Here is a 24222-nt window from a genome sequence, read left to right as displayed (position 1 = left end):
ATAATATGTACAGCCAGGAAACAAAATAAGTTATGTCTCGCAATAACACGCCGAGAGGAAACTTAAGGACTCGCCCTTCCGAAAGTGAATTAAAAGTACAAGAGCGTTTGAATACGAAGGCCATTTGGGCAGAAGCAATATCTCGGAATGTTCTTACGATTTGCAAATATACAGTTCCTATTACTATCACCTACTTTATTACAGACTCGGTTAAAGCCATTGCCGGAACGACTACAAATTATAATGTCGTTTTCAACTTTTTAGCCGATCTTAATGCTAATCAATGGTTTGCATATATATTCGGAGCAGCGGGGATAGGATTCGGTCTATATGAACGAAATTTACGCAAGAAACATGTGAAAAGGAGCAGTACACGTATCTCTAAACTTGAACACGAAATTAACCCTCGTCGCAGTAGTAGCCATTTGACACCGACCGGGGACACTAGACAAGGAGACGAATAACAATGGGAGAAGCAATCTCAACGCTTTTTAGTCTATTAATAATGTGGGCAATGTGGCATTTTCTTTGGAAGCCATTGCGTCTGGACATCTTACGAGAAGAATTATTTAATATTCGAGATTCTCTATTTGATCTTGCATTAGATAAAAAACTTTCCTTTGAGGATCAAGTATATAAGGAACTAGAAATTATCCTAAATGGGACAATTCGATATGCTCATCGAATTAGCTTTCTTAGTTCTCTAATATTTCGGATTAGCGTGGAAAAAGATTATCCTGGTAAAGTTGTAGAGAACAGACTATATTCAGGTCTTCGAGAACGCATACATGCTGAAAGTGACGAAACTTTAAAAAAGAAACTTAAAGTTATGCTTCGAAAGTACGAAGTAACGGTCGCTCGCTATATGATATTCACTTCGCCTACTTTAATCGGATTTTCAATCGCAGCGATCTTATATTTTTGCGCAATAACGATTCTTAGAACAGGTATTGGACAAATCAATGAAACCTATCGAATTTCTACTCAGCACCTTCGACAGATTTTAAATAAGCCGATAAACGATGCTGAATACCAAGTTTATATTGGAATCCAAGATAAGGCGTCAATAGCATAGTTATCAAAAATGAAAGCCGCCAAATTCAAGGCTACTTTTATGAAGCAATTTTAGCAATTGGCGATTTCATATATTATATCTTCTTCATTCCATTCGTATAGGATAATTAATTCGTAGACTTGATCAAGTAGCTGCTTAAATATTATAATTATCTAATTAATAATTCTGAGATACGAATTTTTTCCGGAAGAAAATCTCACCCAATCAGTCCTAATATTATTTTCTGCCAGGAAAGTCCGGACTTTTTTATCAACGACAAGCCTTGAAGTAATATTATCACTCACAGGCAAGTTCCCGAATTTCAAATACTTTCCTGTTTCAATTTCTACTTCTTCCAGATCCCCAGGACAATCAGAAATATCTTCCGAAAGAAAACCCATAAACCCTTTGAATATTTTTCCGGAATTTTCTAATTTCGCAGAAAAACATTTCTTTCGAATATGATTCTCTAATAGATATCGATCCAAACGATCTTGGATACGGTCCAATTCATGAGTTAGTTTCACTTCTTCACATTCGAAACCGTAACCCAAAATTTTTCTCCTAAACACTAAAACAATATGCATAGAAAGAACCTCTCAAACAAAAAAAGTTTGTAGGATCTTTCTCTCCGTATTCCGGGAAATATTCTTAAACTGTAGATAACAATCTTTGATCGGAATTTCCAAGGCCTTGAAAGTTTTACGATGGTCCATTAAAACCGAAATACATGCCGCAAAAGAAAGAAATCTCCAAATGATCTTAAATAAAAATCGAGTGATCGGGTTTTTAAGACGAATCTTAAAAAAAGTACAATGAAAGATCAGATGTTTTTCTTCATCTTCTGCAATATGTAAGAGTGCATTTTTTACGGAGCCGAATGGAATTTTCTCTGCGATCTTTTTATAAAAGCAGATCCCGATCACTTCTGCGACGAGAAGTACCATTAGTTTGAGTCTGGTTCCTAAAAGCCTTCTTCCAAAATGAAAAAGTTTTTCGGTCCAATTGTTTTGGATCAGTTCTCCTCTTAATGCACGGACACAGTCTCCTAGGATACGTGCATGCCTGCCTTCTTCTTTTACAAAAAGTTTAAGCGCTTCTCTATAATTTGGATCCACTCCGTAGATATTTACATGGTCTATATCTTTTGCGATCCTGCCTTCCCCAGCTTCTCCCAACTGAAAGATTGCAAGTGATTTAGCTACCGGAAGTCGCTTTTGAGGAATAAATCCTATGACTTGCTCCTGGACAATCGGATAAGGGCGATCTGCATTCTTTCGAAAATGTTTTACCCAATTTCCCCAATAGGATCCTCGGTCTCTTTTTTGAAGAAGACTCCATAATAAATTTCTAATTCTTTTCTTACCGAAAAGATTCATTACTAATGTTAAACTTACGATCTTAAGATCTAAGATGAAACTTCTTCTTTTAAGATAAGAAAGATCGAAACAAAGTGAATATTTGGATCCTCTTCCGGAGTATAATTGAGAAAGTCCGGTAATTCCTGGACGAACAGACCATCTGCGCCTAAGACCTTCTTCTCCCCAACCTAATCTGAAAACGTCCTGTTCCGTTAAAGGTCTGGGACCTATGATACTCATGTCTCCTTTTACAATATTCCAGATCTGAGGAAGTTCATCCAAACCGGTACTTCTCAAAAAGGATCCTATCCTAGTAGGGGCCCCGTCTTTGATGGTCCTGAATTTCCAGATCCGAAATAACTTCTTTCCTATACCCAATCTTTCTTGTAGGAAGAAAATCGGACCAGGATCGAGGATGGAGATCAATAAAAAGATCCCGAATAAAACCGGGGAAAACACAAACAATGCGATCAAAGCCAGAGAAAATTCTAAAATTCGTTTCATGGCTCCCAGAATATCGAATTTTCAAAAACAAACCCACCTTCCGAGTGCATAAGTCCAAGCACTCAAGTGCTTGACCTCCGACTTCTTCTTATTCTAAAATTCCGGAACACATGGCCGAGCCTCTCAAAATACTAGTTGCGGAAGACAATCTGAAACTCAGAAAAGCGATGATCTCCGGCATGGAAGGATCCGGAAAAATAAAATCCGTATTCGACTGTGACTCAGGAGAAGATGCGATCCGTTACTGCTTAGAAGGAGAAACAGACGTTCTTCTTTTAGATGTGAGACTCGCAGGAAAATTGAACGGAATAGAGACGATCATTTCCATTCGAAAGGAATTCCCGCGTAAACCCGTAGTCATTTATTCCATACAAGACAGCGATGAATATTTTAGGACTTTCAGAAGTTCCGGGATCTTAAGCCATTATGCGTACGTCCGAAAATCAAACTATCTTCTTCCTCAAATGGTGGTTCCACTTATCAGATTGGCGTATGACGGAAAAAGTTTTATAGATCCTGAAATCGAATCCAGAGTCACCGAAGTAAGGGAGAAGGATGAAAATTCTCCTCTTGCAGTATTAGAACCGAACGAAAGATCCGTAGCGGAAATGTTAGCCAAAGGATTTAGTAACGAACAGATAGCACAACGTTTCGGATTCAAGGACAAAAGAACGATCAGCAGGATCAACGGTCAGATCTATTCCGCTTGGGGACTGAACGAAACAAACTCCGACGAAAAAGTGGCCCGCACAAGAGCAGCGCTCATCGTATTATCCAATCGTTTTTTAGAATGGGAAGAAGACGAAAAAATTTTTTACAGGAATTCTTCCGGGGAAAGGATTCCATGGACGCCTAATATTGACAACAGATCTTGAAATATTCATCTGTTCCGTTTTTATCTTTCTTTCCACAAATTTGTTTTGGTTGGGCTCTACAACCGGAACAAATTTAGAAAGAAAAAACGCAGCTTCCTATTTTAGTATTTTTACTTTAATCGTATCTTCCTTATTATTCTCTTTTTCTGCGATCGTTGGTCAAAACGGATTCTTAGTAGTATCTTCTTTTCCTATCTTATATTTTTTCCCGGGACTGATCCTTCTGATACTTATCCCATTTGGATGGTTCGTAGTAATCGTTTGGTTCTTTGGATTTTTGAAAAAGAAAGGGATCTTTCTTTTTTTGTTTTATATTTTAGCTTTTTGCCAATTAGTCGCAATCACCATTCTACTCATCTATAATCCGGGAAAAACCTGGAATATCAGTTTATTTGAATATTGGAAATTTGTACCATTTTCCTTTAAATTCGCTTATTTGGTCTATATTTTCGCCTGTGTTTTCCTTTCATTATTTTGTTTGTTCTTATTTCAAATTTCAGATAATAGTCTCTCTGAACTAGGAAGACAAAAAGCGATCCCCTTCTTAAAACTTATCGGGTTTTCCCTATTAGGAGTAGTATCGTTAGTCTCTGTTCTATTCGTAGGAGAAGAATTCGGGATCATAGAAAATTTGATCTTAAAAGCGGAAAAGGAACCCGAATATTTTTACGGATTCGTTCTATGTATCCAATTACTGATCTGTATTTCCATTTTAGTTTTAGGTTGGGCATTAACATCTTACGAAATACTCACGGGAAGGATATTGCCTAAGATCAGTTTAAAACAAGAGTGGAAAAATTCCGTTTATACATCTTTTGCACTTTCTTCTTTATATTTTGTTTTCGCAAAACTTGGATATCCAAGAGCGGAAATACCTATCGTATTCTCTTATTCCTTCTTTCTCTCCCGATTTTTTACGATGCGAAAGAACAAACAGGTAAGTTCCGATCAAAACGAAGTATTAAAAAGGATCTTATCTTCCGGTTCAGTAAAACTTTCCTTCGGATATTTATGCAAGGATGTATTGGAAGCGACTAAAGCAGCGTTGATTTTCCAAGGAAAGATCCCGTACATATCTGACACAAATATATATTACCCGGAAAATACTCCGACGGAAACATTTGATTTTTCTAAAATAGATCCGAATCCGGAAAATCCTAATATCCAATACTTAGATAAGGATCGGTTTTCCGATTTTGTGATCCGAGTAAAAATTGAAAGTGTTCTTACCGGAGATGCATATTTGATCCTGGGTCAAAAGGAAAACGGAGGATTATTCGCAGAAGAGGAAATTGAGATCGCACAGGTCACGGGCACCTGGCTCGTACATTCTTTATTTTTAGAAGAAACTGGAAATATTCTAGAAGAACTTCAAAGAAAGAAAATCCAAGAACAAAGACTTTCCGACCAAAAGACCAGACAAATCCTTCATGATGAAATACTTCCTGAAATCCATTCTCTTATTTTAGAAATTTCAAACGATAAGTCGGGAAATCTCGATTCTCAACATGCAAATTCTCTTACCGAACTTCACAAAAGGATATCTTCTCTATTGAGAGAAATGTCCGATACCGGTCTGGAAATTTCCAGATTAGGACTTATTCCGATGCTGCAAAAACTTCAGGATTCTGAAGCAAAAGATTCTTCGTTAATTTGGGAAATAGATCCAAATATAAATTCTCAAACGGAAAACTATCCTCCTGAAGTGCAGGAAGTTCTATATTATGCGTTCAGAGAATCCTTACGTAATGCGGTAAAATATTCAGGAGAATCAAAATCACGAATCAAGATCGCCATTCGATATGAGAACGGCTTATTCATTCAGATCAAAAACGAAATAGGAAAGGATCTTATATCGGTGCGTTCTTCCGGCCAAGGATTGAAAATACACAGCGCTTTATTAAGAATTTTCCAAGGTTCTTTAACATTGGAATTTCCAAATTCCAAAGAAGCAATGATTCGGATCTTTCTACCTTCTTCCCAAATATAAAGCCTTGAGTTGATATTTAACAAGGTTCGATACAATTATAGTCTTAAAAATCGACTTGCTAGAATGATTTTCCTTTCAATGATGCGCTTAAGTAGAAACCTAAAAACCCAAACCTTGTGAACATTTGTTCATATAATTTATCCGGAGTTTGTAAAACATGCAGTCACAAAATAAAAAAGAAAAATCGATCTCTATCGCGATTGTAGGTACAGGTTTCGGCGGTTTATGTGCTGCAATACAACTTAAGAAGAATGGATTCCATAATTTCGTAATTTACGAAAAATCAAATTCGGTAGGAGGAACTTGGAGGGAAAATACTTATCCTGGAGCAGCATGCGACGTTCCTTCTCATCTTTATTCTTTTTCTTTCGAACCGAATCCAGATTGGCCTAGAAAATATTCCGCTCAGCCTGAGATACTTTCTTACTTAAAACATTGTGCGGAAAAATACGGAATTCTTCCTCATATTCGTTTCGGGATCGAGATCAAATCCGCTGATTGGGACGATACTTCCAGAGTTTGGAAGATCAAAACTTCTCAAAATGAAACATTAGAGCATGACGTTTTTATTTCTGCGGTAGGACAATTGAATCGCCCTGCTCTACCTTCTATCAAAGGTTTAGAAAGTTTTAAGGGTAGGATATTCCATTCTGCAAATTGGGATCCTTCTTACAATTTTTCAGGGAAGAAGGTAGCAGCAATCGGAACAGGTGCTAGCGCAATCCAGTTCATTCCTCAAATCGTAAACCAAGGAGCGGAGGTAACCGTTTTTCAAAGAACTGCACCTTGGGTGGTCCCTAAACCGGATCGTAAATACTTCGGTTTTGAAAAGTTCTTATTCAAATATCTTCCTGGGTTGAGGTTATTGCATAGATTTCAGATCTATATGTGGAACGAGATCAGAATGATCGCATTCCAAAAGAATAATCATGCGAACAAGATCGTAAAATGGATGAGCCTTTCTCATATGAAAAAGTTCGTCAAGGATCCGGAACTACGTAAGATCCTAACTCCTGATTATCCTGCAGGATGTAAACGTATTCTTCTTTCGAATGATTATTATGAAGCATTAGCAAAACCGAATACAAAAGTACTTTCCGAATCCATTCAGGAAGCGAATCCGGAAGGGATCGTGACCAAGGATGGCCTCAAAAAATTCGATGCGATCGTTTTTGGGACCGGATTTAAAGCTACCGAGTTCCTTTCTCCCATGAAAGTAAAAGGTACTAAAAACCGAGATCTAAATGAGGTTTGGAAGAATGGTGCAGAGGCTTATCTAGGTGTAACTGTTGCAGGCTTTCCGAATTTTTATATTCTATACGGACCGAATACGAACCTTGCTCATAATTCTATCGTGTACATGATCGAATCTCAGGTGCGTTATCTCATTTCTGCCTTGAACGAAATGAATAAAAAAGGGATCCAAGCATTGATCCCTAAAGCTCGAAGTATGCAAAACTATAACACATCTTTAAATAAAAAATTCGATAAATTCGTTTGGGACACCGGATGTACGAACTGGTATATCAATGCTTCCGGTAAGAACACGAATAATTGGCCTGGTCATACTTACGAATATTCTTATAGAACCAGAAAGATCGATCTGTCCGAATATGAAATTCTTTCCGCTTGAAGAATAGATACTGGCTCGGATGACTCTGAAGGACAAAGTCTCATTTTTATTTTGAGGCAGGTGGAGGAAGAGTCATCCCGGTATATGCGCATTCAATCACGGATAAGATAAACTTTTTCATATCTTCTTTGTTCTTTTGGGGTTTTATTCTACCTTCCAAAAAAAGCATCGCTATTCCGTGGATCATAGACCAGGAGGCTACAGTTTTCTCCCGTGTTTGACCAGGCTTGATCGCTCCCAGTCTTTGGCCCATACGTATGATTTCATGCAGTTGTCTATACGTTCTTCTAGAAACTGCGGACAATGTTGGGTGTAAATTTATATCGATCCCGCCAAACATGATCCTCGCAAATTGCTGGTTATTTAATATAAACTGAATATAGGTCCAGCCAAGAGCACGGAAACGTCCCAAAAAATCGTTTTCCGTTTTTTCGAGTTCCTTTTGGTACTCTGAGAAATATTTCTGAAACCCTCTTTCTGAGATCGCAGCAAGAAGAGCGTTTTTGTTTTCGAAGTGATGATAAGACGCCGCATGACTCACACCTGCAAGAGACGCAACTTTTCGTAATGAGATCTCTTCTAGAGGAGTAGTCTTTAATAATTCAGTACCCGCGGATATAAGATCTTCCCTGACAGTGATCTTATCATTTTTAAACGGCCTTCCCGGACCCTGCTGTTGGCGGCGTTTCTTATTTACAGGCATACTAACGATTCTTTCTATTTCCAATTCTTTGCAAGAACATATTTACCAGTGGTAATTTATTTCTTGAATCCTATATTATTTATATTACCATTGGTAAATAATAGCTCTAATACGGAATTCAGCGGAGAATTTATAAATGGAAAAGGCATTTCAACCCATAAACATAGGAAAGTTTTCCCTTCCAAACCGGTTTGTAATGGGATCTATGCACCTGGGACTCGAGGGAAAAACCGGAACCGCAGAAAGAATGGCGGCATTCTATGGAAAACGTTTTGAAGGCGGAGTAGGTTTAATAGTCACCGGCGGGATCAGCGTGAATGAAGAAGGAAGAGGATCCAAACACTTCTTTAATATACAAAATGAAGAACACGCATCCGAATTAAAGAAGATGAATGGTCTTCTAAATGGAAGCGGAACTATGTGCGCACAACTTTTTCACGCAGGACGATATGCGTTCGATAGAAACTGCGTGGGCCCTTCTGCGCTCCGCGCTCCAATCAATAGATATATTCCAAGAGCACTCACGGAAGAAGAATGTTGGAAAACTGCGGAAGATTTCGGGATCGCAGCAAAGCTCGCGAAAGAAACAGGATTCGGGGCGGTAGAAATTATGGGGAGTGAAGGATATCTCATCAACCAATTCTTCTCTCCTGTAACAAATCATAGGGACGATCATTTTGGAGGAGATCCCAAAAGAAGAATGAATATGGCTGTAGAAGTTTTACGAGCAGTCATAAAAAATCTTCCGGAAGGTTTCCCGATCATTTTCAGAATGTCAGGGATCGATCTAATTCCAGGAAATCCGACTTTCGAAGAAGTATGCGATCTAGCTCAAACACTAAAGCAAGAAGGTGTATCTGCTTTGAATATAGGGATCGGATGGCATGAATCAAGAATTCCTACTATAAGCCAATTAGTTCCGAGAGGAGCCTGGGCAAACATTGCTGGTAAGATCAAAGAAAAAACTCCCGGTATTCCGATCATCGCATCGAACAGAGTAAACGATCCAAGCACAGTGCAAAGAATTTTTGATACGGATCAAGCAGATATAATTTCTATGGCGAGGCCATTTCTTGCAGATGCGTTTATCGTAAAAAAAATCCGGACAGGTGCATCGAATCGGATCAACACATGTATTGCATGCAACCAGTCCTGTTTGGACCATGCTTTCATAGATAAATCGGTTTCCTGTTTAGTGAATCCACAAGCTGTGAATGAATTGGAATACAAAATAGATTCCAATGTGAAACCTCAAAAAGTTGTGGTGATCGGATCCGGACCAGGAGGTCTGGAAGCAGCAAGAGCAAGTGCTTCTTTAGGCCACGCGGTTATATTACTCGAAAAATCCGATCAGTTAGGAGGGCAGTTCCAACTTGCTTCGAATATTCCTGGCAAATCCGAATTCAAAGAGACGATCCGTTATTTTAAGAACGAACTTCCAGCGCTTGGGGTTGATATTCGTTTAAATACAAATTGTGATCTAAAGCTGCTTGAAGAATTAGATCCGGATGCGATCATATTTGCGACAGGTGTTAAACCAAGAGAATTTACGCTGCCTGGTATCGAGAACCTTCCAGTCGGAAATTATACGGATTATCTGACTGGGAAATTCAAAGCGGGAAAAAAAGTAGCGGTGATCGGTGGAGGAGGGATCGGAGTTGATGTGGCTCACAAACTGACCGAAGAAAACGATCCGAATCTAGAATCTTATTCAAAAAAATATAATATCGATTCGTATACGAATGCTGTTATTCAACCTCATAAATCGGAAAGAGATGTTGCGATTTTTAGAAGAAGCGGAAAACATGGTGCCGGCTTGGGACCCACTACTTTTTGGGCTCTCAAACAGGAATTGGAAGCATCCGGTGTAGAATTTTTCCAAGGACTCAACTATAAGGAAATCACTAAAGAAGGCCTAAAGATTACTTTGAAAAATGGAGAAGAGGTTCTTTATCCATGCGATTCTTTAGTACTTTGTGTAGGACAGGAAAAAGAAAGTTCTCTTTATGAAACCTACAAATCTTTACACCCTCAAAAGCAGATATTCGTTATAGGTGGAGCAAAGGACTCTAAAGGAATTGATGCAGAGAGAGCGTTTTTAGAAGGATTGAACGCCGCTTATAGTATCGGAAAAGAAGACAAAATTACTGTGAACGCATAAATAAGGGAATATATGATAGCTAATAATTATTTTACAGACGACGAAGATCTAAAACTAATTTTCGAACATTTAATCGATTGGGCTTCTATCGTAAAATCAACGGAAGGCGAAGAATTTTTCGAACACGAAATTTATAAAAAAACGAATAACCCAAGATACGAAATGGCTCCTTCTAGCGTTGAGGAAGCGGTAGAATTATACAGATCAAGTCTTGAATCCTTGGGAGAATTTTTCGGAAGAGATGTATCTCAACTTTCCAGCGTAATGGATAAAAAACATCTACGTTACGAAAACGGAAAAGTGATTTTTCCGGAAGAAACCACATTGATCTACGAAAAATTCAGAGATACGGGACTCATGCCATTCTCCATTTCGAGAGAAGCAGGAGGACTCGGAATGCCGGGAACCATTAGCGCATTTTACGGAATGGTCATGGCAAGAGCAGATGTTTCTTTTTGTATGACTGTCGCACTACTCAATTTAGCTCAAATCGTTTCTAGATATGGAACGGAAGAACAAATAGAAAACTTTGCAGCAAAAGCAGCGACCGGAGAGACCCTTTTTGCAATGTCTCTTACCGAGCCTGATTTCGGATCCGATCTAAATAACGTCAGAACTACCGCAGTAAAAATGGAAGACGGGTATTACCGTCTAAACGGAACAAAACGTTTTATATCCCAAGGCTGCGGACTCGGCCCTTATCCATCTAGTCTATTAACTCTTGCAAGAACAGGAAATGGAGGAGCTAGAGGATTATCCGTATTCCTGGTAAAAAGTGAAGATGTAACTGTTGCAGGAATCGAAACAAAAATGGGAATCCATGCATCTCCTACCTGCGAAATCGTATATGAGAATAGCCATGGTGAACTCTTAGGGCAAGAAGGTCTCGGCCTTACTAGATACACTACCGGTATGACAAACTTCATGAGACTAGGCAGTGCGGCTTGTGGTCCAGGAAGTGCAACCGGAGCATATTATGAATCCCGAAAGTATGCGGAAGAAAGACAACAGTTCGGAAGACCGATCGAACAAATTCCAGCAGTAGCAGAAATGCTTCATAAAATCCAAAGAGAAGTGAATGCGATGAGACTTCTCACATTTGAAACCGCTCGAGTTGTGGATATGTACCAGCATCATCAAATCCGTTTGGAAAAAGCGAATAAAGAAGATAGAGAGATCCGCAAAGACGAAAGAGTCAAAAAATGGGGAAATCTTGCCACAGTACTTACTCCTATCTCTAAATATTATTGTTCGGAAGAAGGACATAAATGTGCAGGTCTTGCAATCCAAATCCACGGTGGAGCAGGTTATACGGAAGATTACGATGTAGCCAGAATATTTCGCGACTCCCGGATCAATACGATCTACGAAGGAACAAGCCAGATCCATGTTCGAATTGCAGTCGGTGCGATTGTAGCCGGAATGAGTGGAGAAGGAAATTTCAAAAAATATCTAGAATCTATCAAAGCAGAGGTTGAATCACCTTCTAAATATCTAAATGAACAATCTCAAATCTTCGAAGACGCAATTTCGAAATTCAAATCAATCGAAGACGATCAGGCCAAAGAAAGGGTCGCGGAAAATCTAATGATCATCACTTCAAGATATCTATGCAGTATGTTGTATGAGAAAGCCGTAGCCAAACTAAAACAAACAGATCAATTCGATCGTTGGGCGAAAGATTGCAGAGCATATCTAATCGATAGCACCGCTATTTCGAAAGCATGTATCTATAGAATAGAAAATGCAGTATAAGTTTAGATTACTTTAAGAATCTAGGAATAAAGGAAGTCTTTTCGGGATAAAACTGAGAAGCGAGTAAGAATATAAAAATACTCACTGCAATTCCTATAGACGCAAGAAGAACATCCTTACCTACTTTGCGGAATGTCTCCAAATAAGGAGCGTCCCTGTAGGTAAGGAAATTTAACACGATCTCTCTTCCCGCAAGCATTCCGAGGAATACCCAAGTGGTGGACATAGGCATATTGCTGATCTTCTGGAAGAATATTAAAATACTAGCATATACCAGATCTACGATAGTGGCCGCCTTGGACCATTGGATGTCGGACTTCTCCGTAACAATCTCTTGGATCGTCCCGCCGTTGGTATATAATATGATACCAAGAGCACCGATCAGAATAGAGACCGCTCCAACAAGTTCCATCCAATTCAATTGTCTAGGAAGATATATGACTATATTGGCAGCGTCTTGCGCCAGCCAAGCGGCCCATAAAAATAAAGTGGAGAACCATTGTAAGATCGCCCATTTTCTTTCGGTTCTTGGATCGGGCATATGATCGTCATAATATTCTTTAGGATCTACTTTTACTAAAATTCCCCAGACCACCAGAGCAGTGATGAATGCGATCATGTATCCTAAAAAGGATTTGGTCAGCATCTTCTCTATATTCTGTCCGCCGAATAATCCCAGGATCAAAAACGTAGTGGAGATCGGAGATTTCAGCCGAGTGATGATGACTAGAACGATAGGTGCGATGAGCTGCAGAAAATTATATTCTGCGGGAGGAGTAAAATTATCCAGTCTGTGAAAATGAACTTCTCCGCTTGCAGACCACCAAGCGTATCCGAACACTAAAGCAAGAAGCCCACCCAATGCTGCAAGTTTCGGGAACCAGTGCACCGACTTTTTACTTTCTATAAATGTCCCTACGGTTTGGACTGCATCGTTGCCCGCTACTGAAAACGCGGAGATACAGAAAGCGAACCAACCAAGAATATAAGAAGAAATCCCTAAATAATAACCTACGCTCATGACCAAAAAGGACAGAAATACCAATACATAAAATCGGATCTGGTCCTTAAAAGAGGGATGTTGGAAATCGATTTGATTCATGAGTCACCCAAACTGGGCTTTCGCTTGTTTAGAATTAATTTAGTATAGAAAAAAAGGAGAAGCTCATACGGTCAAGGTGTATCGGTCCGTATTTAGGTGCCGAAAAGGGGCTAAAAACAAAAACGGGCCTCTATGAGACCCGTCCTTAAGAAAACTCAGGGAGCCCTAAGTTCTACTCTAAGTAATGTTTGCTGTATCTTGCTTCGATGTCTTTGATATCGAAGATGATAAAGAAGTCAGTAGTCTTGAAAACGGAGTCCAATGCAGGAATTCCGCAGATCGTCGATCCTGCTCTAATATACCCTTTAATTAATGCAGGGATCCTTCTAGAAACTTCTTTCATATCTTCCGGAGAATAGTTCTGGTCGAAACCAGGCATTTCGAATCCAGGAAGAGGTTTTACGTCGAAAGCTTCTCCAGCAAGAGCTTGTTTATCTTTCAAAAACGCGTAAACATCGTTTGCAGATTGTGCATCGGTGCTGTGAACGGAACCGCAACCGAAAAGGTATCCGATATTGTTCTTCTTCATATATTGAGCGAGTCCGCCCCAAAGAAGAGAAATTACGGATCCGTCTCTGTATTCAGGATGAACGCAGCTGCGTCCGATCTCTGCAGGTTCTCTTTCTAATTCGTAAATTTTAGTAATATCGAATTCGTTGTCGGAGTAAAATCCGAGGTTTGCCTTAGCGACACTTCTTCGTAGGATACGATAAGTTCCGACGATCATATCATTTCTGTTCTTATCTACTACGATAAGGTGGTCGCAAAATAAATCATACTCGTCTCTGTCTTTACGTGTAGCAGCGGATTGAGGTAAACCTTCTCCAAGCTCCAGATTGAATACGTCATAACGAAGAGCTAAAGTTCTTTCGATCTCGAGTTGGTTCTCTGCGATCCTTACTTCAAGCTTACGTTCTAATTTTTGCTTTTTTTGGACTGTTCCTGATCCCATTGTCGTCCTTCTTTTCCTTGTTAGGATGCTTCTATCTATCATCCTAAATGGTTACAGTCGGATTACGCTGGAAAGAAATTCCGATGACTGGACTTGGTCGATTATCCTGCCATTCTGCGGAGTGAGGCTAGTTTTTTGACATAATCGAGCAGGAATTCCTTCCCTTTTACGTCGATTTGGGTGAATTGGAGCCCGAAAAGACCCTGTGCTTCCTTGGAAGCACTCAAGTGTTTGATCTTACCTAATGCTTTAAATGGTTTGTATCCGGGCAGAGAAACCACTATTTCCACGCTGGAATGTATATCACATCCATCGAATTTATGAGGAACTCGAACCGCGATCCCTCCCTCGCTGACGTCCTGGGCGACAAGAATGTCTAAAAAACCGTTTCCCATCAATTGGAGTTGAACTGGTTGTTTAGGGAAAGGTACTACCCTCACCTGTTTTCTTTTCTCCATCCGAGGACCCTCCGGATACTAGAATAATGGCCAAACCTATAGTATAAATGGATAAGACGGGAGAAGAAAACGGTTTTCTACCGAAAAATAATCGCGTAACACTCGTTCAAAATAGTGCTAAGTATTTAGTCCCAACTCTACCTCTGCACCCTCTACCAGAGAGAGTTTGTAGGTAGAAAGTATCTTGGAAACCTTCTTCTCAAACTTGCGATTGAATACGAAGAAGTTCAAAGATTTTTCTAAGAAGAAGATCATCTCGATCGGTTTCCATTCTATCACTCCTCGTTTTGCATCCACGATCTTTCCATGTTGTAAAAGAGTGGAGATGGCTCGGATAGAATGTTTCGGAAATGCGGTTCTTAAAGCTTGATAGAGCGCTTTTGAGTCCGCTTCTAAAAAATGGAATTTACGGGAGAAGAGTACAGCATCATGAAAATATTCGGGACGTATCACGGCTCCATTCAATCTAAGTGAGATGATCAGAAATCCGATCAGGTCGGCCATCTCGGTAAAGATCCCAAGACCTGGAACATCTTGTCCCGGGTACAAACGAGCGGAATCCCTTCCTACCTGTTTCGGATGACGTGTCTGGAGCCAATTCACAACCAGATATTTTTCTTTGAAGAAGTAATCGTTGAGACGTATCCTATATTCTTGGATGCTCAAACGTAGATGTACTAAAATTTCGTTCTGGTAAGTGAGAATTAATTTTTGGTAGGTATCATCACTTCCGGAAAGATCCAATTGGAAGGAATCGTATCCTCTTTTTTTGAGTTCTGCCAGAACCCCAGTGATCTCGAAAAGCTCCCAAACACTTTCTTTGGTCAAAGAGTGAAATAGAACTCCGGATTGAGCGACGTGAGAGTCCACCGCCGCACATAAAAAGTCGTCGTATACAAAATCAAAAAAACGCGGATTATTGTATGCAACCTTACCCATCTAATCTTTCGCTTTCTTTACAGTCTGGCAGGTTTCTTCCTTTTTTCAAGGAAATAAATCCGGTCACCAAACTATCTGAGAAATATCAAAGATTAGATCTGAAGTTTGAGTACGCTTTCAAAACCTGGTCTGCAGCTTCTGTCTGAGGATAATGTCCTATGCCTGGGAGTTCGTACACTTTCGCATCAGGTCTCATTTCTCGGAGTCGATCCACCACGTGTTTGCCGCTGACCGGATCTTCCAGACCATCTGCCAACGCATAAGGAATTGGACAGTCGAGTATTGCTCCCACCCATCTATCTCTGAAAATTTTTCTTTCTCTCATGTATCTTATCAACTTGTGATAGATCAACTTCCCCCCTCCGTTGTTTACACATTCCCAATAACCATCCAACTCCTCTTGAGCAGGTTTAGTATTCGGCCCGAATACTTCTGAAAAACTTTTTTGGAAGGATGTCTTGTTCACTAAACGGGAGAATAAAAATCCGAGTGGACCGTTCAATAATTTCTGTACTGCTCTAGGCCTATGGGTTTCCGGAAAGATCCCACCATTTAAGAAGAACACCGACTCCAAGTCTGGACCGCCTATCCTCTGCCCGGATAATTTTTCCCTGAACCTTGCGACCAATTCTTGTGCAACCGTATCTCCCAGATCGTGAGCGAGAATATGCACCTTTTTGATACCTTGCTCTTGTAGGAAGAACTCAGCCTGGTCCGCGTATTCAAAAATAGAATAATGTCCGTCTTTAGGTTTTTCAGAAAAACCGAAGCCTAGATAATCTAAGGTCAGAACTTTGTACTGATGAGTAAGAGTTTCCCATACATCTTTCCAGTCCCAGGAAGAAGTGGGAAATCCATGTAAAAGAAGAAGTGCTTCTCCTTCTCCACCTATCCGATAGAATAGTTTCCTTTTTTTCCATTCAAAGAAAGCCCCCGATGCCTTCCAGGCCAAAGGGTGGGTTCTCCAAAGCGGTTCCGACATAGACTCCTCCAGAAGGAGCAATATTGTACTCCCTGCTTTCGGAATGGGAAGTGTAAAATCAATAACGAGGAGGAAATTTCAATCCATTGCGTCTAGAAGGTTGGATAGAAAAACTTTTCTTTCTTTGCCTTCCGGAAATCTACCAAGCCCTGCGCCCATATTATCTTTGAGATGAGAGATCTTAGAAGTAGCAGGGATCGCACAAGTCACTGCCGGATGAGAAAGAATATATTTCAAGAAAGCCTGCGCGAATGAATTACAATCCCATTCTTTAAAATACTCAGGCAATGTTTTACCTTTTGTATTTCTAAAAAGTCCACCTTCTTCGAAAGGACGATTGATCAAAACTGCAATTCCATGTTCTTGTGCAAAAGGTAAAATTCGATTCTCCGCTTCTCTTGTTTGGATAGAATACGGTATCTGCAAGAAATCGGGTTTTTCTTTTTCGGAAATTCTTTCCATTTCGGAAAATGCTGAAGTAGTAAAATGGGTCAGACCTATATAACGGATCTTTCCTTTTTCTTTCAGGCCTCTTAATGTTTTAAGATGAGTTTGAGTGTCTAGTAAATTATGGATTTGGAATAGATCGATTTTCTCAGCTTTCATTTTTTTGAAAGAAGATTCTATCTGTGATTTTCCGGCTGCTTCTCCCCTGATCCAAACTTTTGTGGCTAAGAAAAATTTCTTTTTCTCCGCGTCTGAAAAATCCTTGGATAAGATCCCGAAAATTTCCTCGGAGCGACCATACATGGGAGAAGAATCCACTACACCTCCGCCGGTATGTAGGAACTCCGACAAAACTTCTTTTAAAGGAGCCAAAGAAGAAGGATCCGGATCCACATCTAAAGTCTGCCAAGTGCCTAAACCGATTGCAGGAATTTCTTCTCCAGTTTTTGGGATCTTACGTTTTAACATTTTAGAAGCTCCGGACGTTTGGGAGAATAACGGAGAGATCAAATTCTCCGAAAGACCTATACCTGCGGCGAATAACGCTAAAAGTTTCAGGAACTTTTTTCTGGAATAAGAGTTTTCCATTAAGTTCTCCCTAAGAGGCCGAATTTTAAGAGAAAATCTCTCTCAAACAACTCAAAAATCGAATCATATCGGATTTTCGATAAGATTAATCTTAAAAGGATCCTAACTATTCCGATCCATCCGAAAAGCTGTCTTCTTGTAGAAGATCCAACAAGACTTTATTTATGAATAGATGATATTTTCCATAATTCATATCCACTAAATACTTCGCATCTTTAAGTTCCGCTAAATACCGTGTAGCAGTGGTATAATGAACGTTAATACGCTCAGCCAAACTAACAGGCGAAAGTACTGGTGAAGAAAACATAGCTTCCACTATCCCGCTTTTTGCCAACTTAGGACGATCCGCAGAAATTTCAGTTTTGTATGTTTGATAGAGCTCAATTATCTTAAACAATAGATTTTTAGTGGATCTTGCCTGTAGATAAAAAGCGTTCAACATGAATTCCAGAAACTGTTCCCAATTTCCATTCCGAGAAACGTCGGAAAGTAATTCATAATATTTCGATCTATTATTATTAATATAACCGCTTATATAAAGGATCGGCAGTGAAAGTATCTTAGTCTGAATTAGATACAGTACCATTAAGATCCTTCCTGTACGCCCGTTCCCGTCTAAAAAAGGATGGATTGCTTCGAATTGGTAATGTGAGATCGCACACTTTAACAAAGGGTCGATCCCGTCTTTGTCTTCGTTCAGGAACCTTTCCAGATTTGAGAGCAATTCCGGAATTTTAGAAGCTATAGGTGGTGTGTAAATCGGTTCTCCAGTATTGGAGTTTACGATCTTATTCTGCAATTTTCGAAATCCGGATTCCTTGCCGGACATCAGTTCCTTATGAACTTTTTCGATCAGTCTATATGAAATTGGAAAACGCCTTAATTCATAAAAACCTAATTCCACTGCATTTCTATATCTTAAAACTTCCTTATCATAGTCGTTCCTTTCATATTCCGGAAATAGAGACTGCTGCAAAACATGAGAAACGGTGGTATTAATATTCTCTATATTCGAGCTGGCTACAGACTCTTTAATAATGGCCGGGGAAAGTAATAGCATCGGATTTGGTAACGCGGATGCGAAACCTTTCAATTCTCCAAGTTCCGTCCTAGCTTTCGCGATCAGTTTTAGAAAGTTCGGAGCCTCCAAGTCCAAAGCCGGAGGAAGCTCAGGCAAATCGTAAGGAATCTCAGGATGAAAGGATACCATATATCATATTTTATAGAAATATACGATATATGACAAGTCTTATGTGCGAAAATACCCAGAAATACTATATATAAATATAGTATTTCAATGAGCCTCGTCCCAGTTTTGCCCGAATTTTCCTTCTACCTTGATCGGAACATCCAGAGGAAGTGCATTCTCCATTAGGCTCTTGCAAACCTTCAGGAACTCGTCTTTTTCCGATTTATAGACTTCAAATACCAATTCGTCATGTACTTGGAGTAGAAGTTTGGATTTCCATTTTCTTTTTTCGATCTCTTCTTGGATCTGGATCATCGCAATCTTGATCATATCGGCACAAGTACCTTGGATAGGAGTGTTGATCGCTACCCTTTTGGCTCCCTCTTTTGCCTGACGATGAGTGGATGTAATATCCGGAACAGGTCTCCTTCTTCCTTTCATGGTCTCCACATAACCTTTCTCTTCACAGAAGGCGATCGTATCATCCATATACTTTTGGACACCTGGATACTGAGTTAGATATCTATCTATAAAACTTTTAGCCTCATCCCTTGGAATTCTGAGATTCCGGCTAAGACCGTAAGGGGTGACTCCATATATTACGGAAAAGTTAACTACTTTCGCCTTATCCCTCATTTCAGGACTGACCAGATCTTCCGGAACTCCGTAGATTGCAGCGGCAGTTCTTTTATGGATATCGATGCCTTTTTTATAGGCATCCATCATAGCAGGATCTTTAGAAATATGTGCCATGATCCGGAGTTCTATCTGAGAATAGTCCAAACTTAAGATCTCAAAATCCTTATGACCGGAAATAAATCCTTTTCGGATCAGCCTTCCTTCTTTTTCTCGGATCGGAATATTTTGCAGGTTCGGATCCGTAGAAGAAAGTCTTCCTGTCGCAGCGATCGTCATATTATAGCTGGTGTGAATTCTTTGATCTTTAGGAGAAGCCATACTAGGAAGAGTGTCCACATAAGTAGAGATCAACTTCGTATATTTCCTATAATCCAAAAGTTTTTCGATGATCGGATGTTCTCCGAGCAATTCTTCCAAAACCTCATGGTCTGTGGAATAGCCCGTTTGGGTCTTTTTAACAACTCTCAACTGAAGCTCATCGAATAATATCTTTTGGAGTTCTTTTGTAGAAGCGATATTGAATTCTTTTCCTGCAGCCCTATAGATCCCTTTTTCCAGATCTTTTACTTCTCTCTGAAAATCTTTGGAAAGTTCTGCAAAATATTTCGAATCTACTGCGATTCCCGCCTTCTCCATTTGAGTTAAAACAGGGATCAAAGGTAGATCAATATCCTTGAACACACTCTCTAAACCGGATTGTTTTAAGGATTTGCGAAGAACATTATATAATCTTAAAGTAATATCCGCGTCTTCCGCCGCGTATTCGGAGACCTTGTCCAGATCCACTTCCCAAAGATTTTTTTTATTCTTACCTGTTCCTACGAGTTCCGCATAAGTGATCGTTTTATAATTCAGAAGATCTTCTGCAAGATCGTCCATATTAAATCTGCGGCTTTCAGGCGCCAGAATATAGGCCACGATCATAGTATCAAAAACGATATTTGCCACTTCGAATCCGTGGTTTTGGAGAACGATCAGATCGTATTTAATATTCTGACCAACTTTTGGAATATTCGGATCTGCTAATACTGGTCCCAATATTTCTCGGACCTGATCCAAAGGAAGAAGTTGATCTTTATTGGTGAATAAACCCTCTTGTGTATGAGTGACCGGGATATAAAAACCGGTTCCTTCTTGGTTACACAAAGAGATCCCTAAAAGTTCCGCATCAAAAGCGTATTGAGACGTGGTTTCCGTATCCACAGAAAGGATGGGAGATTTTTTCCAGGCTCTTGCGAGTTTGGTTAATTCTTCTATACTTTCTACTCGTTTATAAATTCCTTTTTTGGCCGCCGGACCTTTTTCAGATCCTGAAGCAGATTCTTCCGGTTCATCTTTAGGAGGTTCTTTTCCTACTGATTTAGCTAAGTCACGGGATAGAACATTATATCCCTGGTTCTTTAGATAACGGATACCTTCGTCGGAAGCATAATCCGGAAGTTTAAGATCATCATCCTTGATCCCAAGGTCCAAATCTCTTTTGATCGTAGCCAATTGTCTGGACATAAACGCGTTGTCTTTGTGTTCGATCAGTTTGTTTTTTAAGCCTGGATTTTTGATCTTCTCTATATTTTTATAGATCCCTTCCAAGTTTTTATATTCTTGGATCAGCTTAGTGGCGCCCTTCTCTCCGATCCCTTTTACACCAGGAATATTATCAGAAGTATCTCCAACGATCCCCATATAGTCAGGGATCTGTTTTACGTCCACACCTAGTTCTTCTTTTACCCAGGAGGAGTCGATTTCCACAAATTCAGTGACTCCCTTTTTACCTCTGAGCATTTTAATATTCTTTTTTTCTAATAATTGGTATAAGTCCTTATCCCCGGAGAAGATCAGTATCTCTTTTGCAGAAGATTTATAATTTTCCGCAAGTGTTCCGATAATATCGTCCGCCTCATGTTTTTCTATCTTCAGGATCCTAAAACCCAGAACCTTTAAGGTTTCCATGATCTCGTTCAATTGAGGACGAAGATCTTCCGGCATAGGTTTACGATTTGCCTTATATTCTGCAAATGTAGCACCTCTTTCCAAGGGACCGCCAGGGTCGAATGTCATCGCCACATGAGTGGGAGAATAATCTTCGAAAAGTTTGAATAACATTCTAAAAAACCCGAAGACTGCACCGCTCGGTTGTCCTGTTTTGGAATTTTTCAGGTTAGAAGCTGCAAAAGCATAATATGCTCTGAATGCGAACGCGTGACCGTCTACTATGAGTAATTTTTTCATGCTGCTTCCCCGGATTTTCCTTTCGAGCTGGAATAAATTTCTTCGCCTAATAAACTATAATACGCTAGTTCGGTTTTCTTGATGGTATTTTTAACGGAGAATCTTTTTACGGATTCTTTATTAAATGCTCCCATAGATTTTCGAATTTTAGGATCTTCTAATAAAGTTTTATAAGAAGAAGCAAGAGAAGTCGAATCTCCTACTTGAGAAACGAATGCACCTTTGCCTTCCGTTAACATTTCCGCGATGCCACCACCGTTTGTTGCTACGATCGGCAAGCCGGATGCCATCGCGTCTAAAACGGAAGTCCCGAGTCCTTCTTCTTTGGAAGTTAACGTGAAGATATCGAATAAGGAAAGAAGTTCTGAGATATCCGTTCTGAATCCTGTAAAGACCACTTTATCCAAAAGTCTTTTTTCGGAAGCGATCTTCTCCAGTTCCTTTCTGAGTTCGCCTTCGCCCACGATTAGGACCTTATACTTTTTATCCGTCTCCACTTTGGACAAAGCATCCAGTAATGTTTTTTGGTCCTTATGATCGACTAACGCAGCGATATTTCCTATGATCAAATCATCTTTAGAAAGATTGAATTCTTTTCTAAGATATGATATATCACTCGCTTTTTTGGAAACGCCTAGATCGATCCCGCTGTATACGGTCACAACTTTAGCAGGATCGATTCCATCCATGATCAGAATTTCACGAATACGATTCGAAACACTTAAATAAAGATCCACTCTGTCGGAAACATACTTACGTTTACTGAACCAATTCTTTCTAAGTCTAAAATCCACTCTTCTGGAAACTACAAGTTTCACTTGAGGATGTTTTGCTTTCGCCATCCAAGCGATAGAATGTGCCTTTGCAGTATGAGCATGGATCAGTTTGATCCCTTTAGATACGATGAGTTCTTGGAGTGCCTTTACGGAACCGAAGTCCCATTCTCCTTTTAAAGGGAGAGTAACTGTTGGAAGTCCAACATCGTTTGCACGAGTCTCTAATGCAGAGCCTGGTTTACAAAGAATGAGCTGAGGGATTTTGTGTTTTTTTAAACCTTCTGCGAGAAGAAAAAGTTGCCTTTCTCCTCCTCTCCAGCCGGTTTCCGTGTCGATATGAAGAATCACCCGATCAAATTGGGGTTCTGGCTCGAATTCTGCAAGAGTTCCGCCATTTCTTTTTAGGAAAAAAGTCCTGGACAAGGACAATTCGTCTTAGCGACAATTATTCCAATATAACGGAGGAGGTCCAGAATGTGTGAACTTTTGGGAATGAGCGCAAATGTTCCTACAGATATATGCTTCAGTTTCACCGGTCTTGTCCAAAGAGGTGGAAAAACAGGACCACATAAAGATGGGTGGGGGATCGCATTTTATGAAGGCAAAGGCTGCAGAGTCTTTCAAGATCCTCAGGCAAGTGCAGATTCACAGCTCGCGGAACTAGTCCGCACATTCCCCATCAAAAGTAATTTAGTCATTTCACATATCCGAAAGGCAAATCGTGGTAAGGTGGATCTGAAAAACACTCATCCATTCGTTCGAGAACTCTGGGGTTATTATTGGACATTCGCTCATAACGGACAATTGAAAGGAGTGAAGAAGGAACCGTTAAAAGATTTTGCACCCGTCGGGACCACGGACAGCGAATATGCTTTTTGTTGGGTGCTTTCCGAATTAAAGAAGAAGTTTAAAAGTAGACCAAAGAATGAAACTCTACTCGCCCGAGAGATCCGAAAACTATTGTCCAGACTTGGCAAAAAAGGAGTTTCGAATATCCTAATTTCGGATTCCAAATATTTATACGCATACTGTTCCACAAAGTTAGTTTATATCACGAGACATGCTCCATTCGGGGAAGCCAAACTAATAGATGCGGATCTAAGTATAGATTTTAGTAAACATACGAATCCAAAAGATATAGTTACAGTATTAGCCACAAGTCCTTTGACCCAAAATGAAATTTGGACCCAGTTTTTACCCGGAGAATTTCAGGTCTGGAAAGAAGGAAAACAATGGCAAAGATTTTCTCCTGATATTAAATAGAAGGGCAAGACGAAGGTCCTAAAAATAAAATTTATAACTTAAATCCATTCCGAATGGATCTCTGACTTGGTCTCTTGCATCTGATTGCGCGTAAGTTCGAATATTAAAATCAAATCCTGCAGAATTATCTCCTTCCCACTGGATCCCTCTCCAATACGTATAAGCCAATTGAAGAATATATTTTGCACCTAAAAGTCCCAATCTCAGATCATTCCTATTACGAACTCCTTCCAGATCATCACGTTTACTATGTTGGTAATTTGCTAGCAAAGTAACCATCCCAGGATCAGGTTGAGGATAAAAATTAGAATACACAAGAAATAGGTTCCTGGCATTTTCGAACTCTTCTTTTTTTTCCACTTCTTCTTTATGCCCTTTCAATTCAGAAAGAACTAAGACAGAAGTGATCACCATAGTTAATCTAGCTTTTCTGTATTCTTTTGCATGAAGAAGTCCCCAACCTGGAAGAACGGCACTTCTCCAAACCAAATCCCAACGAGATCTATCTTTTGTTTCTGGAGAAGCCGTCTGTTCTTGAGAATAAAGGGAGGTAAACCCAAAGAAGAATATACAAAATAAGACGAATTTTTTCACCCAAGTCTTCCTTTTAGGAATAATACGT

The 24222-nt window shown here is 39.7% G+C and carries 21 protein-coding genes; 8 read left to right on the top strand and 13 right to left on the bottom strand.

What is annotated here, in order from left to right:
• The first annotated feature begins 32 nt into the window (after nucleotides 1-32).
• A complete protein-coding gene (locus tag EHR06_RS02475) occupies nucleotides 33-464 on the top strand; it encodes a hypothetical protein (RefSeq protein WP_135755564.1) in 432 nt (143 codons plus the stop codon).
• 2 nt (nucleotides 465-466) lie between these two features.
• Nucleotides 467-1075 (top strand): hypothetical protein, encoded by a 609-nt coding sequence (locus EHR06_RS02470; RefSeq protein WP_135755563.1) that lies wholly within the window; start codon nucleotides 467-469, stop codon nucleotides 1073-1075.
• Nucleotides 1076-1227: 152 nt separating this feature from the next.
• On the opposite strand, the gene EHR06_RS02465 is transcribed toward EHR06_RS02470, so the two are convergent.
• Nucleotides 1228-1608, bottom strand: a complete 381-nt coding sequence (locus EHR06_RS02465) for a hypothetical protein (RefSeq protein WP_244288473.1) — start codon at nucleotides 1606-1608, stop codon at nucleotides 1228-1230.
• A gap of 45 nt (nucleotides 1609-1653) precedes the next feature.
• Complete coding sequence (locus EHR06_RS02460) at nucleotides 1654-2919, bottom strand: sugar transferase (RefSeq protein WP_135755561.1); 1266 nt, start codon at nucleotides 2917-2919, stop codon at nucleotides 1654-1656.
• Between the two features lie 110 nt (nucleotides 2920-3029).
• On the opposite strand from EHR06_RS02460, the gene EHR06_RS02455 reads away from it, so the two are divergent.
• The 3 genes from EHR06_RS02455 (at nucleotide 3030) to EHR06_RS02445 (ending at nucleotide 7417) form a co-directional block, all read left to right on the top strand.
• Nucleotides 3030-3794: a response regulator transcription factor gene (locus EHR06_RS02455; RefSeq protein WP_135755560.1), complete on the top strand. Its 765-nt coding sequence runs from the start codon at nucleotides 3030-3032 to the stop codon at nucleotides 3792-3794.
• Nucleotides 3778-5784, top strand: a complete 2007-nt coding sequence (locus EHR06_RS02450; RefSeq protein WP_135755559.1) for a sensor histidine kinase — start codon at nucleotides 3778-3780, stop codon at nucleotides 5782-5784. Before EHR06_RS02455 ends, EHR06_RS02450 begins: the two co-directional genes overlap by 17 nt.
• A gap of 157 nt (nucleotides 5785-5941) precedes the next feature.
• Nucleotides 5942-7417, top strand: coding sequence for a flavin-containing monooxygenase (locus EHR06_RS02445; RefSeq protein WP_135755558.1), 1476 nt, complete (start codon nucleotides 5942-5944; stop codon nucleotides 7415-7417).
• Nucleotides 7418-7463: 46 nt separating this feature from the next.
• On the opposite strand, the gene EHR06_RS02440 is transcribed toward EHR06_RS02445, so the two are convergent.
• On the bottom strand, nucleotides 7464-8120 hold the full coding sequence (locus EHR06_RS02440) for a TetR/AcrR family transcriptional regulator (protein ID WP_135755557.1): 657 nt from the start codon (nucleotides 8118-8120) through the stop codon (nucleotides 7464-7466).
• Nucleotides 8121-8256: 136 nt separating this feature from the next.
• Here EHR06_RS02440 and EHR06_RS02435 point away from each other — a divergent pair, with 136 nt between their 5' ends.
• Nucleotides 8257-10281, top strand: a complete 2025-nt coding sequence (locus EHR06_RS02435) for an oxidoreductase (RefSeq protein WP_135755556.1) — start codon at nucleotides 8257-8259, stop codon at nucleotides 10279-10281.
• Between the two features lie 12 nt (nucleotides 10282-10293).
• The gene (locus EHR06_RS02430; RefSeq protein ID WP_135755555.1) at nucleotides 10294-12036 is read left to right on the top strand and encodes an acyl-CoA dehydrogenase family protein; all 1743 of its coding nucleotides are present in this window, start codon (nucleotides 10294-10296) and stop codon (nucleotides 12034-12036) included.
• A 7-nt stretch (nucleotides 12037-12043) separates the two neighbouring features.
• Here EHR06_RS02430 and EHR06_RS02425 read toward each other — a convergent pair whose 3' ends face one another.
• The 9 genes from EHR06_RS02425 to EHR06_RS02385 form a co-directional block, all read right to left on the bottom strand.
• Nucleotides 12044-13138, bottom strand: a complete 1095-nt coding sequence (locus tag EHR06_RS02425) for a hypothetical protein (RefSeq protein ID WP_135755554.1) — start codon at nucleotides 13136-13138, stop codon at nucleotides 12044-12046.
• A 172-nt stretch (nucleotides 13139-13310) separates the two neighbouring features.
• Complete coding sequence (locus EHR06_RS02420; protein WP_135755553.1) at nucleotides 13311-14090, bottom strand: GNAT family N-acetyltransferase; 780 nt, start codon at nucleotides 14088-14090, stop codon at nucleotides 13311-13313.
• 101 nt (nucleotides 14091-14191) lie between these two features.
• Nucleotides 14192-14548, bottom strand: coding sequence for a PilZ domain-containing protein (locus EHR06_RS02415; RefSeq protein ID WP_135755552.1), 357 nt, complete (start codon nucleotides 14546-14548; stop codon nucleotides 14192-14194).
• 117 nt (nucleotides 14549-14665) lie between these two features.
• Nucleotides 14666-15487, bottom strand: a complete 822-nt coding sequence (locus EHR06_RS02410; protein WP_135755551.1) for a histone deacetylase — start codon at nucleotides 15485-15487, stop codon at nucleotides 14666-14668.
• Between the two features lie 85 nt (nucleotides 15488-15572).
• Complete coding sequence (locus tag EHR06_RS02405; RefSeq protein WP_135755550.1) at nucleotides 15573-16469, bottom strand: alpha/beta fold hydrolase; 897 nt, start codon at nucleotides 16467-16469, stop codon at nucleotides 15573-15575.
• Nucleotides 16470-16547: 78 nt separating this feature from the next.
• Nucleotides 16548-17504 (bottom strand): aldo/keto reductase, encoded by a 957-nt coding sequence (locus EHR06_RS02400; RefSeq protein ID WP_135755549.1) that lies wholly within the window; start codon nucleotides 17502-17504, stop codon nucleotides 16548-16550.
• Between the two features lie 106 nt (nucleotides 17505-17610).
• Nucleotides 17611-18714 (bottom strand): Fic family protein, encoded by a 1104-nt coding sequence (locus tag EHR06_RS02395; protein ID WP_135755548.1) that lies wholly within the window; start codon nucleotides 18712-18714, stop codon nucleotides 17611-17613.
• Nucleotides 18715-18798: 84 nt separating this feature from the next.
• Nucleotides 18799-21561, bottom strand: coding sequence for a DNA polymerase I (polA, locus tag EHR06_RS02390; protein ID WP_135755547.1), 2763 nt, complete (start codon nucleotides 21559-21561; stop codon nucleotides 18799-18801).
• Nucleotides 21558-22685 carry a glycosyltransferase gene (locus EHR06_RS02385; RefSeq protein WP_135756082.1) on the bottom strand — a complete coding sequence of 376 codons (1128 nt, stop codon included), beginning with the start codon at nucleotides 22683-22685 and terminating at the stop codon, nucleotides 21558-21560. Before EHR06_RS02385 ends, polA begins: the two co-directional genes overlap by 4 nt.
• Nucleotides 22686-22811: 126 nt before the next feature.
• Here EHR06_RS02385 and EHR06_RS02380 point away from each other — a divergent pair, with 126 nt between their 5' ends.
• Nucleotides 22812-23600: a class II glutamine amidotransferase gene (locus EHR06_RS02380; protein ID WP_135755546.1), complete on the top strand. Its 789-nt coding sequence runs from the start codon at nucleotides 22812-22814 to the stop codon at nucleotides 23598-23600.
• 18 nt (nucleotides 23601-23618) lie between these two features.
• Here the strand turns inward: EHR06_RS02380 and EHR06_RS02375 are convergent, their stop codons facing one another.
• A complete protein-coding gene (locus EHR06_RS02375) occupies nucleotides 23619-24194 on the bottom strand; it encodes a hypothetical protein (protein ID WP_135755545.1) in 576 nt (191 codons plus the stop codon).
• Between the last annotated feature and the right edge of the window lie 28 nt (nucleotides 24195-24222).

It is taken from the genome of Leptospira dzoumogneensis (genome assembly GCF_004770895.1).
Lineage (GTDB): Bacteria > Spirochaetota > Leptospiria > Leptospirales > Leptospiraceae > Leptospira_B > Leptospira_B dzoumogneensis.
This window is presented reverse-complemented; position numbering and strand designations above follow the sequence as displayed.

Bases quoted from the DNA above. Each gene is read 5' to 3' on its own strand.
- EHR06_RS02395 (WP_135755548.1), bottom strand. From the start codon at position 18,714: ATGGTATCCTTTCATCCTGAGATTCCTTACGATTTGCCTGAGCTTCCT.
- EHR06_RS02380 (WP_135755546.1), top strand. From the start codon at position 22,812: ATGTGTGAACTTTTGGGAATGAGCGCAAATGTTCCTACAGATATATGC.
- EHR06_RS02415 (WP_135755552.1), bottom strand. From the start codon at position 14,548: ATGGAGAAAAGAAAACAGGTGAGGGTAGTACCTTTCCCTAAACAACCA.
- EHR06_RS02475 (WP_135755564.1), top strand. From the start codon at position 33: ATGTCTCGCAATAACACGCCGAGAGGAAACTTAAGGACTCGCCCTTCC.
- EHR06_RS02410 (WP_135755551.1), bottom strand. From the start codon at position 15,487: ATGGGTAAGGTTGCATACAATAATCCGCGTTTTTTTGATTTTGTATAC.
- EHR06_RS02460 (WP_135755561.1), bottom strand. From the start codon at position 2,919: ATGAAACGAATTTTAGAATTTTCTCTGGCTTTGATCGCATTGTTTGTG.
- EHR06_RS02430 (WP_135755555.1), top strand. From the start codon at position 10,294: ATGATAGCTAATAATTATTTTACAGACGACGAAGATCTAAAACTAATT.
- EHR06_RS02470 (WP_135755563.1), top strand. From the start codon at position 467: ATGGGAGAAGCAATCTCAACGCTTTTTAGTCTATTAATAATGTGGGCA.
- EHR06_RS02440 (WP_135755557.1), bottom strand. From the start codon at position 8,120: ATGCCTGTAAATAAGAAACGCCGCCAACAGCAGGGTCCGGGAAGGCCG.
- EHR06_RS02400 (WP_135755549.1), bottom strand. From the start codon at position 17,504: ATGGAAAACTCTTATTCCAGAAAAAAGTTCCTGAAACTTTTAGCGTTA.
- polA (WP_135755547.1), bottom strand. From the start codon at position 21,561: ATGAAAAAATTACTCATAGTAGACGGTCACGCGTTCGCATTCAGAGCA.
- EHR06_RS02435 (WP_135755556.1), top strand. From the start codon at position 8,257: ATGGAAAAGGCATTTCAACCCATAAACATAGGAAAGTTTTCCCTTCCA.
- EHR06_RS02420 (WP_135755553.1), bottom strand. From the start codon at position 14,090: ATGGGATCAGGAACAGTCCAAAAAAAGCAAAAATTAGAACGTAAGCTT.
- EHR06_RS02445 (WP_135755558.1), top strand. From the start codon at position 5,942: ATGCAGTCACAAAATAAAAAAGAAAAATCGATCTCTATCGCGATTGTA.
- EHR06_RS02405 (WP_135755550.1), bottom strand. From the start codon at position 16,469: ATGTCGGAACCGCTTTGGAGAACCCACCCTTTGGCCTGGAAGGCATCG.
- EHR06_RS02425 (WP_135755554.1), bottom strand. From the start codon at position 13,138: ATGAATCAAATCGATTTCCAACATCCCTCTTTTAAGGACCAGATCCGA.
- EHR06_RS02455 (WP_135755560.1), top strand. From the start codon at position 3,030: ATGGCCGAGCCTCTCAAAATACTAGTTGCGGAAGACAATCTGAAACTC.